This window comes from Westiellopsis prolifica IICB1 (assembly GCF_004323185.1).
Taxonomy (GTDB): Bacteria; Cyanobacteriota; Cyanobacteriia; order Cyanobacteriales; family Nostocaceae; genus Pelatocladus; species Pelatocladus prolificus_A.
Window position 1 is genome coordinate 577,450 of sequence record NZ_NAPS01000002.1, and the last position, 15,598, is coordinate 593,047.

The following is a 15,598-nucleotide window of genomic DNA, read 5'->3' on the forward strand; positions in this document are numbered from 1 at the left end:
CTTACATAAAGAATTGGTATCAGGCAAATGCGTTACAAGGTTCTGGTATAGTTTACTACAGTGATGCCACACTGCTTTGTTGTGAATCTCTTTACTATAAGTAAGGAGAGCGTCAAAATAGTAAGCTACCTTTGTCTGCTGAACTAGACTTAAATTTGTATATCGTTTGTGTAGTGCCAGGTTTATGAATTCTCAGATTATTGAAAATACAAGCAAAAAAGCATTTTTATTAGAAGTTGGTACAGAAGAACTACCTGCAAGCTTTTTGAGTAGTGCGATCGCACAGTGGAAATCGCTGATTCCTCAAAGTCTCCGAGAAAATAGTCTCAACAGTGAATCTGTAGAAATTTACGGTACTCCCCGACGTCTAGCAGTATTGATTAAAGGTTTACCATCCCAGCAAGCCGACAGGGAAGAAGAAATTAAAGGTCCACCCGCCCAAACAGCTTTTAAAGACGGAAAACCCACCCCAGCAGCACAAGGTTTTGCTAAAAAGCAAGGTGTGGAACTTGATGCTTTTGAAATTCGCAGCACCGATAAAGGCGATTTTGTCTTTGTACGCAAGCTGATTCCCGGCCGTCGGCTAGCGGAAATCTTAACAGAACTTGTCCCTCAATGGATTTTGGCTTTAGAAGGTAAACGGTTGATGCGTTGGGGTGATGGGGATTTGCGGTTTTCTCGTCCCATCCGTTGGTTGGTGAGTTTGTTAGATGATGCTGTACTGCCGATAAAATTGGTGAATGGTTCTGAGACAATTAAAAGCGATCGCATCTCTCAAGGTCATCGAGTTTTACATCCCCAACCAGTTACAATACCCCAAGCTACCGATTATGTAGCTGTGATGCGTCTAGCTTCGGTGGTTGTGAATGTTGAGGAACGGAAAAATATTATTGTTGAAGAAGTCCAAAAATCTGCTAGTAAATTCAATGGTTCTGTCGAAATTTACCCAGATTTGTTGGAGGAAGTTACAAACTTAGTCGAATTCCCTTCAGCAGTGATTGGTGAATTTGAAAGCGAATTTTTGAATTTGCCTACAGAAGTAATTACTACTGTCATGGTGCATCATCAGCGTTATTTCCCTGTATTTAAAGATAGCAACCAGCAAAAATTACTGCCGTATTTTATCACTATTTCCAATGGTGAGCCAGTAAAATCAAATATTATTGCTGTTGGGAATGCGAGAGTAATTCGCGCTCGTTTAGCTGATGGTAAATTCTTCTATGAAGCTGATTTAAAAAATCCGTTAGATAGTTTTTTACCCCAATTAGCAAAAGTTACTTTTCAAGAAGACTTGGGTTCGCTGCTAGATAAAGTCGGACGAGTTTCTCAAATTGCAGCACAAATCGCTGAACAATTGCAATTAAATCCAGAGCAAAGTCATAATGTCCACCGTGCCGCTTTATTATGCAAAGCTGATTTAGTCAGCCAAATGGTCTATGAATTCCCAGAGTTGCAGGGAATCATGGGACAAAAATATGCTTTAGCAAGTGAAGAAGGAGAAGCGGTTGCAACAGCAATTTTTGAACATTATTTGCCTCGTGGTGCAGATGATATTTTGCCACAAACAATAACAGGTCAAGTTGTAGGTTTGGCAGATAGATTAGATACTTTAGTCGGTATATTTGGTTTAGGGATGATTCCCACAGGTTCTTCTGATCCTTTTGCTTTAAGACGGGCTGCCAATGCAGTTCTAAACATCACATGGGCAGCAGATTTAGCAATTAATTTACAACAGTTATTGGAGCAAATCACTACAGATTTTGTTGCCAAACATAATAAGAATAAACAAGAATTAGTTGCGACTTTACAAGAATTTTTCTTACAACGTATTCGCACTCTGTTGCAAGAAGAAAAACAAATAGATTATGACTTGGTGAATGCTGTGTTGGGCGAAAATGACCCAGAATATACTCAAAGAGCATTACAGGATTTATTAGATGTACGCGATCGCGCCTTATTTTTGCAACAAATCCGCAAAGATGGCACCTTAGACAAAATCTACGAAACCGTCAACCGTTCTACCCGTTTAGCAGCGCAAGGTGATTTAGATACCAAGCAGCTTGATCCCACAACTATAATTCAGCCAGAACTATTCCAAAAGTCCTGTGAAACTGCACTTTACCATGCCTTAGTAGAATTAGTTCCCCAAACTCAAGCCGCACAAAATTCGCGTAATTACCAACTGTTGGTAGCAGGATTAGAAAAAATTGCCCCCACCGTGAGTAACTTTTTTGATGGGCCGGAAAGTGTTTTGGTTATAGATCCAGATGCAAATATTAAGCGCAATCGGTTAAATTTGCTGGGTTTGCTGCGTAATCACGCGCGCGTGTTAGCAGATTTTGGCGCAGTTATAAAAAATTTGTAGCTAAAGTCTATAAAATTATTGTGTAAATTGTGCCAAGAAACGTTAGGATAAGGTGTGCTTAACCAGGGAATTCTGCTACAGTCTATGCCCAAAGCCCATGTAATTGGATTAGGAAAGTCCGGTGTTGCGGCGGCGAGATTGTTGAAGCGGGATGGTTGGGAGGTGGTGTTAAGCGATCGCAACACCTCCTCTAACCTCCGTACGCAACAACAAGAACTCCTTGCCGAACAAATCACTGTTGAACTAGGGTATTCTCTGGATTTAACTCAACCAGATTTACCCCAGCTAATAGTTGTAAGTCCCGGTGTTCCTTGGGATATCCCCGTACTAGTCCAAGCACGGGATTTGGGTATAGAAACTATCGGCGAGATGGAACTAGCATGGCGGTACTTAAAATCCGTACCTTGGGTAGCGATTACTGGTACTAACGGTAAGACTACTACTACTTCTCTAATTGCGAGCATTTTCCAAACAGCAGGGTTAAATGCTCCGGCTTGCGGTAACATTGGCTATGCTGCTTGTGAAGTTGCCTTGTCTTTTGAGAAAAAACATTTAGAAGGGGAGACACGGGAACATGATGAGCAAGAAAGTACTGCAATCCAAAATCCAAAATCTAAAATCCAAAATTATCTGGATTGGGTGATTGCAGAGATTAGCAGTTACCAAATAGAATCTTCTTCCACCTTGAAACCACATATCGGCGTCTGGACTACTTTTACTCCCGATCACCTCAGTCGCCATAAAACATTAGAGAATTATTACAACATTAAAGCTAGTCTGTTGCGTCAGAGTGAGATTCAAATTTTTAATGGTGATGACGCATACTTGCATAAGGTTGGTTTGAGTGATTGGCCTGATGCCTATTGGACAAGTGTGCAAGGTAAAGATTTCTTGATTGGTGAAAAAGGTTTTTACATTCAAGATGGCTGGGTTTTCCAGACGCATCATGATAGTTCGGGAGAAGATGCAGCAATTGTGGAAGTATCTGCGTTGCGGATGGTAGGAGAACATAATCAGCAAAATCTCCTCATGGCTGTGGCTGCGGCGCGATTAGCTGGAATTGATAACGATGCTATATCTCGTGCCATTAGCGAGTTTCCTGGTGTTCCCCATCGCCTAGAACACATTTGTACTTGGGAAGGTATTGATTTTATCAACGATAGCAAAGCTACTAATTACGATGCTGCCGAAGTTGGGTTAGGATCGGTGTCAAGTCCTGTGATCTTAATAGCTGGTGGTGAAGCTAAAGCAGGTGATGATACTGCCTGGATAGCAAAAATTAAAACCAAAGCTGCTGTAGTTTTACTAATTGGCGATGCTGCTAATACTTTTGCTCAACGTTTGCAAGAAATGGGATACACCAATTACGAAATTGTGGAAACGATGAATAAAGCTGTTAGCAGATCAGCAGAATTAGCTAAACAACATCAAGCATCTGTAGTTTTACTGTCACCAGCGTGTGCGAGTTTTGATCAGTATCCTAATTTTGAAGTGCGAGGTGAGCATTTCCGACAGTTGTGTTTGGAGTGGGTAGCAAATAAATAAGTTAAATAATTAAAATCTACTTGCCGAATGTGCGTGGCGTCGATACACAAGGTATTATTGTTTAACTTACCTGCCTGTGGTGCGATCGCCTAATTTTTGCCTATTTTCTGTCCTAGCCAACCATAGGACTTATTGTGTGTGAGTTAACAAAAGCTACTATCAACACCAATACTCTACAAATTTCTTAAACTGGATTTGCAAGACACTCACAAATGCTCAAAACAAAGACATTCAACTACCCCGCCCTGCCTAACGGCTGAGGAAGGGGATTGCTAAGAACAAACTTGGCGACGCAAGTGTTGAATAGCCCACTGAGACTAACTGCGGTTAAAACTTCCAGATGCTTCCCCAGTCTGGAAATACTTTAAGACCTTTTGTTGGGTCGTCGGGAAAGGGAGCCGAATGCCAGAAAAAGGGCAGGCTTGTTGGTTTAGTCGATTTGCTAAATTGACTAGTCGCTCTTTGTTTAAAAGCCTGCCCTTTTTCTTTAGGCAATCTTCCAGAGCCGAGACATCTGTAGTTACTTGGGCGAGGGGACTTAATACTTTACTCGGAGGTTTATCACCATGTTGCGAGTACCCGTTTTATCGCCGTCAGGCAAACCATTAATGTCTACAAAAGCGAGTAGAGCGCGTCGTTGGTTAAAAGAAGGGAAAGCGCGGATTGTGTACAACGACCTCGGCATTTTCCAGGTTCAGCTAATTAGATGCCCTAGAACTCAGAACACACAACCTATTGCGGTTGGCATCGACCCCGGTAAACTATATACGGGCGTTGGCGTGCAGTCTGCCAAATTTACCTTGTGGATGGCACACCTCCAATTACCATTTAAAACCGTTAAAGACCGCATGGAGCAACGTGCCATGATGCGGAGAGGACGTAGAGGTAGAAGAATTAACCGCAAGGTTGTATTTTCAAAACGCGCTCATCGCCAGAAACGGTTTGATAATCGCAGAGCGTGCAAGTTACCTCCAAGTATTCGGGCTAACCGCCAATTAGAGTTGCGAGTAGTGGACGAATTATCTTTGATTTATCCCATCACTACAATTGCTTACGAAATAGTTAAAGCGCGTGGCAATAAAGGATTCAGTCCAGTAATGGTTGGCCAGAGATGGCAATTAGAGAATCTAGAAACTTACGCCAAAGTTAAACAGGTTGAGGGTTGGCAGAGTGCAAATATCAGACAGCAGTTAGGATTGCATAAACAAAAACATTCTAAGGGCGATGCAATTCCTGCAACTCACGCCGTAGATGGTGTTGCTTTATCATGTAGTGCTTTTATTCAGTACGGTATAATTGACCCCCAAACAATGGCGTGGAAAGGCGATGTGGCTATCACACCTGCACCCTTTACCGTAATTCGCCGCCCCCCGGTATCACGTCGTCAACTACATCTTATGGTTCCCGCAAAAGGTGGAATCACAAGAAAGTACGGTGGCACTGTAACCCGTCATGGACTCAGAAAAGGCGATTGCGTTCAAGCTACTCAAGGCAACAAAACCTATTTTGGTTGGGTGAGTGGCGACACTGAAAAACAAGTTTCTGTAAGTGATGCGTCTTGGAAGCGTCTTGGACAATTCACTGTCAAGAAAGTCCAGTTGGTACAGCGAAGCACGGGGTTAATCGTGCTGCCAACTCGGAAATTGTCAAACTTGACCCCATCGAGGGGTTAAGTTTGACCCAAAGTACCCTCCCCACCTTGCTTCGCGCCTATGTGGGGGTCTCCCATGGAGTTTTGATGAAAACATCTGGAAAATTCGACTTTGACGACGATAAGTTTAATGCACCGCCTTCTCAAGTCATCCCTTGGTGTCAGATGATTAATCCCCGGTATGGGCAAGATCATATTCAGCCTTATGGTTTAGCAATCAAGCTGGATAATGCCCATGCTGTAGGGTTTAAGCCGGATGACAATTGGCAACAAATGGAACACGAATTTAGCTCCAGTTCTGAAACAGTATATATCACAACTACCCCACGCTTAGTAGTAGTGCGACGCGGACCATTGTCTGTCAAAGACCGAGAAACTGGTGTCAAACTAGGGACATTAAGAGATAATTATGACGCTTTTTTAGCTGATAAACTTAAATTTAAAACTTTTACACGCTATCTAATTTTTTTAGTTGGAGAAAATAAAGAATTTTTGCATGAATTACCATTACAACTTACTCTGAATGGCGCAGCCGGAGCAAGTTTTAGTAAAGCTTATTGCGAATACCAACAAGGTAGAATTACCGGTGGATTTCTCGCAGAATTAGAAAGAACTTATGCTGCTTACCGCAAGCTACCTTTAACACCAAAAGGGCCATTATTTCACGCTCATGGTATTTTTTGCCCAATTATTGATTCAGAAGAAAGAGGTATTGAACCAAATACTGTTTTGGTTGCTTCTACTGTTGACTATAAACATCCGACAGTTTCAACTTTGACGCAATACCTCATAGCTTCTGATTCTCCAGAATCGGAGATAATTATCAGAAATTACGAAGAATATAAGGAGTTTGGCAAGGAACCTATAAAAACAGAATCACCGAAGATGGTAGCGGCTGGGGTTTCTAATTCCTATATTTATCCTGATGACGATGATTTTGGTTATCCACCCTATTAAATTGGGAAAAGTCTGAAAGTAAAAAGTTCAAGGGATGTAGATGTGCATGAAAATATGAATATTTTTACATCCTACATCCTTTTTTCAGTGAGATAGGCGTAAAATCAATCTATTCTTTGTGATGAGAGTTAGTGATTATTCATTGCTTGATAAAAAACAGTAATTAGGAATTTTTGCCATTTTTGGCTTAATTCATATCAATTTGTACATAATAAATACAAAAAATATTTTGAGATTTTAATTATTTTTTAAGATCAGATTTTAGTGGACAAGAAATAAAATTAACAATTGAGTAGCTAAGAACAATTTTATCAAAATTTAGATATCATTAATACTAATAAAATCAAATATAAATTAACTATTACTGAAATTTATAGATGTCAATGATTACACAAGGTTCTTACTCAGATAAAATACTAGTAGTCGATGATTCTCCAGATAACGTGTTTTTAATTAAAACCATATTGGAAGAAGAAGGCTATACAGTTAGCACAGCAGAAAATGGTATTTCTGCATTGACAAAAATTTCTGAGGCTACTTTTGACTTAATATTACTAGATCTGATGATGCCAGGGATGGATGGTTATGAAGTAACTAAGCGGATCAGAGAAAATAAAAGTTTACCGTTTATCCCGATTTTACTGATTACAGCTCACGATTCACCCAATGTCGCCCAAGGTTTAGATTTGGGTGCTGATGACTTTATTCGTAAACCGGTGACAGTGGATGAGTTGCTAGCAAGAGTGCGATCGCTTCTGCGGTTGAAGCATAGTATTGATGAACGAGATGAAATCGCCCGTCAAAGAGAAGATTTTGTCTCTCGTCTCACCCACGACTTACGCACACCTCTGGTTGCAGCAGAACGGATGCTAACCCTACTTTCGGAAGGTGCTTTAGGAAGTTTATCAGCACCGATGCAAGAAGTGATCACAATCATGGGACGTAGCAACACCAACCTGCTAGCGATGGTGAATACTTTACTAGAAGTCTACCGTTTTGAGGCGGGTCGTAAAACTCTAGCCTTTCAACCGATTGATTTGGGACAATTACTCACAGAAGTTGCAAGTGAACTCACTCCTTTAGCCGAAGCAAAGCAACTAGCAGTGTTATTAGATTTTGATGAAGAGTCTAGCAAAAGTAAAGTTATTGGCGATCGCTTAGAATTACATCGCCTTTTCACCAACTTGATCGGTAATGCGATCAAATTCACTGATCAAGGTTCTGTTACCATCACTGTTGTACCATTTACCACCGATGGTGACAATATAACTATCAAAATAGTAGATACAGGTTCTGGTATTCCTGTTGAAGAACAAGCAACTTTATTTCAACGATTTCGCCAAGGAAGTCATAAGCGTTCTGGTAGTGGTTTGGGACTGTATCTTTCTCGGCGAATTGTGGAAGCACACAAAGGTAGTATCGAAGTCAGTTCAGAGGTTGGAAAAGGTAGTATATTTACTGTGAAGTTGCCTTTAACAGTGTAGACGCGCTAGCGGCTTGCCGTAGGCTACAGTTAACAGTTAACAGTTATCAGTTAACAGTTATCAGTTAATCCCCAGAAATATATTTATTTGAGAAATAAAAGGATTTTTGAAGTATCAATGATTGATATTATTAATCAGCAGCGAGATTTTTTTCAAACAGGCGAAACTCAAAAATTATCTTTTCGGATTTCTCAACTGAAACTTTTACAGCAATTAATCAAAGAAAACGAAACAGTAATTTGTCAAGCTTTAAAAGCAGATTTAAATAAACCGGAGTTTGAAGCTTTTTCTTCGGAAATATTATTAGTATTCAAAGAAATAGAATTTTGTCTCAAAAATTTGAAGAATTGGATTAAACCTCAAAAAACAAAAGTTCCCTGGCAATTACTTCCTGCTTCCGCAAAAATTTATCCAGAACCATTAGGAGTTGTTTTAATTCTTGGTACTTGGAACTATCCTTTTCAGTTAGTAATCACACCATTAATTGGAGCGATCGCATCTGGAAATTGTACTATTATCAAACCATCAGAAATTGCTCCCAATACATCTAGTTTGATTGCCAAGCTGATAAGTAAATATTTTCAACCAGAATACATCAAAGTTATAGAAGGAGGTGTGGAAACAAGCCAAAAATTATTGGCGGAAAAGTTTGATCACATATTTTTCACTGGTGGTACTGCTGTGGCAAAAATTGTTATGGCAGCCGCAGCCCAACACCTGACACCTGTTACCTTAGAATTGGGTGGTAAAAATCCCTGTATTGTGGATACAGATATTCATATTCAACATACTGCTAGACGTATTACTTGGGGAAAATTTATTAATAATGGACAAACTTGTTTAGCACCTGATTATTTATTAGTAAATACCAAGATTAAAGAAAAATTATTAGTTGAAATTAAAAAATGTATTCAAGAATTTTATAGTGATAACCCTGCTTTTAGTTCTGACTATGGCAGAATTGTTAATCAAAAACAATTTGATAAAATTACAAATCTTTTAAATGGCAGTAAAATTCTTTTTGGTGGAGAAACAAACCGAGAACAACTTTATATTTCTCCAACATTAGTCGAGAATAGTTCCTTTGCAGAACCGATAATGCAAGAGGAGATTTTTGGTCCAATTTTATCAATCATCGAATACACAGATATATCAGAAGCGATCGCTCTCATCAATTCTCAGCCCAAACCTTTAGCTTTATACCTATTTTCTCACAATAAAAATCTCCAACAAAGAGTTCTGCACACAACTTCATCTGGTACAGCGTGTTTAAATGAAACAGTCATGCATATCGGTGTCTCATCTTTACCGTTTGGTGGTGTAGGTGATAGCGGTATCGGTAGTTATCACGGTAAATTTAGTTTTGATACCTTTTCTCACCATAAAAGCGTATTATCCAATCCCTTCTGGCTAGATTTAAAATGGCGATACGCTCCCTATACAAAGGGAAAATTATCTTTTTTAAAACGAATCCTTGGATATTACTAAATAAATTATGAATTATGAAATCTTTTATCATTCATAATTCATAACTCATAATTCTTAATAGCTACTATAACGCTCCTCTGCCCAAGGTTCGCCCCGATGATGATAACCATTGCGTTCCCAAAAACCCATTTCTTCACGTCGGAGAAATTCTAAACCATTGATCCACTTTGCACTTTTCCAAGCATAAAGGTGAGGAACTACCAATCGTATCGGTCCTCCGTGTTCTGCGGGTAACGGTTCACCAAATAATTTAAAAGCGAAGAAATTTTCTTCTTTGAGAAAATCTTCCAGAGAAATATTGGTAGTGTAACCACCGTAACAATGTTCCATCACATGGACTGCTTTCGGATCAACTTCAATGTGCTTCATGAAGTCTGTTACCTTGATTCCAGTCCACTTAACATCGAGTTTAGACCAACGGGTTACACAGTGGAAATCAGCAGTAAATTCATGCTGGGGTAAAGTCATGAAGTCTGACCAGGTAAAAGTCTTGGGTGTTACCAAACCCCATACCCGAAATTCCCATTCATCTGTGCTGACTTCGGGAGTAGCACCATAAGTTAAGACAGGAAAACCCTTAGCCAAATATTGACCAGGTGGAACGCGATCGCCTTCTTCCTGCGTTGGTTTTTGAAAAAATTTTTTCACCATAGTCACCAGCCACCACAATTGTAGAGACGCGATGTTCCTCGCGTTTCTACAATTGTCAATTAATAATGGACTTTTGACTATTGACTGTGGAATTATGATTCCTCTTCTTCCTCTTCTTCAGCAGATGGATAGACAAAAGTAGAACGTCCAGTCAAAATCGACTTACCAAGGGAGAGAGCTTTTTGTGCTTCCAGGCCAGCTTTACGTCTCCAGGTAGCTCGACGCTTGTCACGTTTGGATTTAGATGTTTTCTTCTTTGGAACAGCCATATTAGCGGATAACGCAATTTTTGACAACCTTATTATTTTAAGCCATCAACGCATTTTTGGTGGTTGGTCATTGGGCATTGGGCATTGGGCATCGGGCATTGGGCATTGGGCATCGGGTATCGGGAAAAGATTTGTTAAATAATTCCTCCTACACTTCCCACACTTCCCACACTTCCCACACTTCCCCCACTCCCTAACCTACTTCGCAGTTTCCTTAGTCGTTGCATTTGTGGAATTCTCGCCAAAATATAGAAGCGATCGCGCGGCTTTAAAATATTTTGCCCAGCGTCGGGGATCGGGACGATTGCGCCACTGGGGACGAGTCACTGCTAATTCTAAAACTGGTGCGATCGCTCCGTTGTTTTGTACGGAGATAAATATGGATACATCTGTTACTAAAATATCTTGATCAAAGCTACGTTGAGTCGCTGCTCTTGCTGCTGCTTCTGCTCTTTGCAGTAGAGTTTCGTAGTTTTCTTCTGGTAGGCGATCAATAGATAAGTCTACTCTCGCGGTGTAAGCTCGCACCATCTGGGGTGCGAGCGCGCTTGTTGCAACCCAAATAGGAGTTGCAGTACCCAGCAAAACTACTGCCTGGGCTATCCGGATTCTCTTGGCAATTAATGGCATAAGTTGAATAAGTCTTTGAAATAAAATCTTATTTTCAAAGAAATTTCTGCATGATGACTGATGACTGTAACTCCTCATGACCTGTATACTCCTCACTATGAAAATTTCTTGTGATTTTAAATTCAGTATTATCTCGTATAACAAAGTAACAAAATCGATGTTTAATTTTCTCTCTCAATGGAGATTCATCCAAACTTGGAATTAGAAATTTGGAATTTAATCTCCTAACTCCCCGGAGCTAAAACTCTTATGGAAGAGGGTGCTAAACTCCAAATTCCTAGTTCACAATTCCGAAACCTTTCGGTAACTAAGACGATAAAACAATAGGTTAGCTTTGTTTTTTTCGCAAAGCCAACCGCAATTTTAAGTAAGCAAAAAATAACCGACAGAAAGTGCGATGGCAAATAACTGGGCGATCGCTATTGGCGTAAATCAATATCAATTCTTTCAACCGTTAGAATGCGCTCAAGCAGATGCTGAATCATTAAAAGATTTTTTGGTAATAGAAGCAGGTTTTTTACAACAACAGTGTCTACTAATGACAGACACTTCACCGCCTCTAGGTGATAGATCTACTTATCCTACAAAGGAAAATATCCTGCTTTTATTAGAAGATTTAGCAGCAGCATGTTGGCAACCCCAAGACAGACTATGGTTTTTCTTTAGTGGTTATGGCATCAATCATCATGGACAAGATTACCTGATGCCTATTGAAGGAAACTCTGCTCAGATTGAAGAAACTGGTATAGAGTTGCGAACATTGATGCAAAGTCTGCAAAATGCTGGGCTTGATACAATAGTACTGCTTGATATTAACCGTGCGTATGCAACTCAGGCAAATACTCTCATTGGTCAAGAGGTAATTGAACTAGCGCAAGATTTACAAATTCCCACTATTATTTCTTGCCAACCAGAACAATTTTCTCACGAAAGTAGCGAACTTGGTCATGGATTCTTTACAGCAGCAGTGTTAGAAGCTTTGCGCTCTGGCAATGGTAACACCTTGGAGGATCTCGAAAGATACTTAAGCCTCCGCACTCCAGAACTATGTCAACACTATTGGCGTCCAACGCAAAATCCGATTACTATTATTCCCTCCAGAAAGCAAGGAATCTTACCAGGATCACAAACAAACCATCGCGTCACAAATAAAAGCGCGATCAACTCTGAAGGAATCTTAGCTGCGTCCCTACCATCACCTTCGCTGCATTCTCATTCCCATCAATTAGTAACAAATGCGATCGCTTGGAATGGAGTCGGACATAATTCTCAAACCAGCCTTTACAGTAGCGCAGAAGAAAATTCCAATTCACCAGCGATAAACTACTCACAAACAAAACAGACAACAACAGCCAGCACCTCTATTTGGAAACTACTGCTGTGGTGGGGGGTAAGTGCAATCATGGTTGTTGGCTTGCTTGTAGTGGTTTTTCTTCGCAATCAATCAGGTTTTAGAACTGTAGAGATTTCTCCAACTACAACCAAAACTACCAATGATGACAGTGAAACAGAAATTCTACCTGTAATACCAGATACCAGCAGGAGTACCAAGATTATCAAGACTTTACCAACTGTTCCAGTTCCTGTACAAAACAATCAAGTACAAAGCAATCAAGTCAAAAACAATCAAGTCAAAAACAATCAACCAGAAGCATTAACTGTCCCTATCTCTGAGTTAGCCAAGCGGAAGCAAGCGCTGTCAGACTTGGAAAAAATGTCACTCGCATCAAATCAAGCCAGCGATCTCAGCTTGGCGATCGCTAAAGCCAAAAAAATCAAACCCAGCGATTCACGTTACCAACAAGCACAAACAAATATTCAAATTTGGAATGGCATGATCTTAGATTTAGCCAAAAATCGCGCTAAACAGAGAAAGTATGCCAAAGCTGTAGCTGCTGCTGAATTAATTAGTCAAGATCAGCCAAATTATCCGCTAGCACAAGCAGCAATTACACAGTGGCGCCAACAAGCCAAGCAATATGTTGCCAATCAAACCCTTTTGGATGCTGCTAACCGTTTAATTCAGCCAGGACAAGCTTCTACTTATAACCGTGCGATCGAAGTTGCTAAAAAAGTTTCACCAGGTGAACCAGGTTTTGATCAAGCTCGAAAATCTATAAACAAGTGGAGCGAAACTATTTTGGAACTGGCTAAACGCCGCGCCTCTAGAGGAGAAACTAAATCAGCAATTGGAACTGCTGTCTTAATTCCTGAAGGAACATCAGCCTATAACAAGGCTCAACAAGCCATCCAAAAATGGCAAAATGGCAAATTGCAGAAGTAAGGGATCGGGGATAAGGGATCGGGGATAAGGGAGTGTGGGGTGTGTGGGGAGTGGGGGNAGTGGGGGAAGTGGGGGGTGTGTGGGGGGAATTATTTAACAAGTCTTTTCCCAATGGCCAATGCTCAATGCCCCATGCCCCATGCCCAATGCCCAATGCCCGATCCCCATTCTCTCAACAATACTGGGAAACATCTTCGCCGCATTCATCGGCTAGGTAACACAGCGCTCGGAAACGCAAGCTCACGACTTCTTCGTATAGGGGATTGAGCTTACACATGGGTGGTATGTGAAATAAGGTTCTACCAAATAACTTGACATCACGCTCAAATGGACATTGAGCAGGAATGAGATGACACAAGCGGTGTGCTAATTGGCGATCGCTAACTTGAAAGCACTCTAGCCACCGACGTAGAGGCTTGAGAACATCAAAATGAAGCTTGGAAACTGGTCGGTTTAGCTGGATAGGACTGGTGTTACTGTCTTCGGTTGAATTTAGCGATACCCAGCTAGCCAAAAAAATCTTTTTTGTGGTATTGTCGAATACCTTCATGATCTATTCCTCTTTTTCCTTGAGGGTCTTCACCACTTCGATGAAGTTATACAATGTAATAATCGCGTTTCCCGGAAAATTCTTGTTTCAACAGAGATACTGTCTATTATTTGAGTGGCCACTTTGATCAGAACTTTCTTTTTAACTACGTCAAGTTAATCGCAATTTCCCCAGAAGCGGAAGTGTGATCGTATTATTTTCTTAATAACTTGACTTAGTTAAAATTTTCATAAAGTCATCTGTCTTTAGACAGATATTACTGTAACATCTAAGAACTTTTTTTGCAGAAAATTCATAAAATATTTTTCCAAGGTTTTTGGTAAATTAAAATACTCAGTACCAAGGAATCGCTTGATTTTTTAGCAGCTAAAAATTGTTTGCACCCGGAGTTAATTGAGGTACAAGTCTTTTAGTCGCTGCTTTTCGCTTCTTTGCCCCTGACTTTAATAATTTCGCATTCCTAATTCAGAGTTAGGAATTAGGATTACCAGTCAAAGATGTTACCACATATCCATCAATTTGCCACTTATATTTTTTTAGCGTTGACCTATCTGGGTTTAGCATTGGGCTACCTACCTGGTTTACGCATGAATCGGGCTGTGATCGCTTTGGTGGGTTCAGCCTTTTTAATTGCTTTGGGTGTACTAAGTTTGGAGGAGGCTTGGCAAGCAATTGATCCCACCACGATAGTGTTCTTATTGAGCATGATGGTGGTGAACGCTAACTTATCCTACGCAGGATTTTTCCCTCAAGCATTGTCACTGCTTCTACGTTTTACCCGCAGTCCTTTGGGGATCTTGATCGTCTTAACTTTTGGTAGTGGTATTCTTTCGGCTTTTTTTTTGAATGATACATTGGCGCTAATTTTTACACCACTGACCTTGAGCCTAACTCAAGCTTTGAGATTAAATCCCATACCCTATTTATTGGCGATCGCAGGCGCAACTAATATTGGTTCTGTCGCCACTTTGAGCGGTAATCCTCAAAACATCTTGATTGGCTCCTTTTCAGGCATCCATTATCTAGATTTTATGCGGGCGATGACTCCAATTGCTGTAGCAGGGTTAGCAATTCAAGTAATTCTACTGTGTTTACTTTACCCAAATGTACGCTCGATTGTGCCTTGCGAACACTTATCTACAAAGAAAAAGCGCCTCTTTAAACCTTTATTTTACAAAACCTTAATAATAACCACCGGATTGTTAATTGCTTTTGCTGCTGGTTTACCTTTAGCAGAGTCGGCTTTAGTTGCTGCTAGCTTATTACTGATTACCAGGCGAGTCAAACCCCAGCGGGTTCTTAACAAAGTCGATTGGAACTTACTGGTGATGTTCTCTGGACTATTTATTTTGAGCCAAGCGACTCAAAAACTGAATTTACTCCAACCTTTTACCTATGCAGTCAACTCTACTGCTGGTCTGTTGGGAGTCACAGCTATTTTGTCAAACTTAATTTCTAATGTGCCGGCTGTACTGCTGTTGCATCCTCTGATTCAGAGAGATGATACCCAGTCTTGGCTATTGCTCGCAGCAGCGTCAACTTTAGCAGGTAATTTGACTTTATTTGGTTCAGTCGCAAACTTGATTGTCGTAGAAGCGGCGATGGAGTTGGGTTACAAGCTAACTTTTTGGGAGCATTTACGCTTTGGTGTACCAGTGACGGTGTTAACTTTGCTTTTGGTTTATGTGTGGATTCGATGAATTTCTAGTAAATAGTAAATGGAA

Annotated in this window: 12 protein-coding genes; 8 read left to right on the forward strand and 4 right to left on the reverse strand. The window is 40.4% G+C overall.

Going from position 1 to position 15,598, the window contains the following annotated elements:
- Positions 1-184 precede the first annotated feature (184 nt).
- The 6 genes from glyS (at position 185) to B4U84_RS16770 (ending at position 9,490) form a co-directional block, all read left to right on the forward strand.
- Entirely contained in the window at positions 185-2,365 is a 2,181-nt protein-coding gene (gene glyS, locus B4U84_RS16745) for a glycine--tRNA ligase subunit beta (RefSeq protein ID WP_131119575.1), read from the forward strand.
- Positions 2,366-2,449: 84 nt separating this feature from the next.
- Positions 2,450-3,910, forward strand: coding sequence for a UDP-N-acetylmuramoyl-L-alanine--D-glutamate ligase (gene murD, locus B4U84_RS16750; protein ID WP_017310241.1), 1,461 nt, complete (start codon positions 2,450-2,452; stop codon positions 3,908-3,910).
- Between the two features lie 566 nt (positions 3,911-4,476).
- Positions 4,477-5,583: an RRXRR domain-containing protein gene (locus tag B4U84_RS16755; protein WP_131119577.1), complete on the forward strand. Its 1,107-nt coding sequence runs from the start codon at positions 4,477-4,479 to the stop codon at positions 5,581-5,583.
- 65 nt (positions 5,584-5,648) lie between these two features.
- Positions 5,649-6,518, forward strand: a complete 870-nt coding sequence (locus tag B4U84_RS16760; RefSeq protein WP_131119579.1) for a DUF5895 domain-containing protein — start codon at positions 5,649-5,651, stop codon at positions 6,516-6,518.
- A 377-nt stretch (positions 6,519-6,895) separates the two neighbouring features.
- The gene (locus B4U84_RS16765; RefSeq protein ID WP_476423268.1) at positions 6,896-8,002 is read left to right on the forward strand and encodes a response regulator; all 1,107 of its coding nucleotides are present in this window, start codon (positions 6,896-6,898) and stop codon (positions 8,000-8,002) included.
- Between the two features lie 117 nt (positions 8,003-8,119).
- On the forward strand, positions 8,120-9,490 hold the full coding sequence (locus B4U84_RS16770; protein WP_017310244.1) for an aldehyde dehydrogenase: 1,371 nt from the start codon (positions 8,120-8,122) through the stop codon (positions 9,488-9,490).
- 54 nt (positions 9,491-9,544) lie between these two features.
- On the opposite strand, the gene B4U84_RS16775 is transcribed toward B4U84_RS16770, so the two are convergent.
- The 3 genes from B4U84_RS16775 to B4U84_RS16785 all read right to left on the reverse strand — a co-directional run bounded on the left by B4U84_RS16775 (position 9,545) and on the right by B4U84_RS16785 (position 11,040).
- Positions 9,545-10,141, reverse strand: a complete 597-nt coding sequence (locus tag B4U84_RS16775) for a sulfite oxidase-like oxidoreductase (RefSeq protein WP_131119581.1) — start codon at positions 10,139-10,141, stop codon at positions 9,545-9,547.
- A 92-nt stretch (positions 10,142-10,233) separates the two neighbouring features.
- Positions 10,234-10,410, reverse strand: coding sequence for a 50S ribosomal protein L32 (gene rpmF, locus B4U84_RS16780; protein WP_016862721.1), 177 nt, complete (start codon positions 10,408-10,410; stop codon positions 10,234-10,236).
- A gap of 198 nt (positions 10,411-10,608) precedes the next feature.
- On the reverse strand, positions 10,609-11,040 hold the full coding sequence (locus B4U84_RS16785; RefSeq protein ID WP_017310246.1) for a hypothetical protein: 432 nt from the start codon (positions 11,038-11,040) through the stop codon (positions 10,609-10,611).
- Positions 11,041-11,437: 397 nt separating this feature from the next.
- Here B4U84_RS16785 and B4U84_RS16790 point away from each other — a divergent pair, with 397 nt between their 5' ends.
- Complete coding sequence (locus B4U84_RS16790) at positions 11,438-13,324, forward strand: caspase family protein (RefSeq protein ID WP_131119583.1); 1,887 nt, start codon at positions 11,438-11,440, stop codon at positions 13,322-13,324.
- A gap of 172 nt (positions 13,325-13,496) precedes the next feature.
- On the opposite strand, the gene B4U84_RS16800 is transcribed toward B4U84_RS16790, so the two are convergent.
- On the reverse strand, positions 13,497-13,874 hold the full coding sequence (locus tag B4U84_RS16800; protein WP_026081864.1) for a Mo-dependent nitrogenase C-terminal domain-containing protein: 378 nt from the start codon (positions 13,872-13,874) through the stop codon (positions 13,497-13,499).
- Between the two features lie 497 nt (positions 13,875-14,371).
- On the opposite strand from B4U84_RS16800, the gene B4U84_RS16805 reads away from it, so the two are divergent.
- A complete protein-coding gene (locus tag B4U84_RS16805) occupies positions 14,372-15,574 on the forward strand; it encodes an anion transporter (protein ID WP_131119585.1) in 1,203 nt (400 codons plus the stop codon).
- Positions 15,575-15,598: the final 24 nt, after the last annotated feature.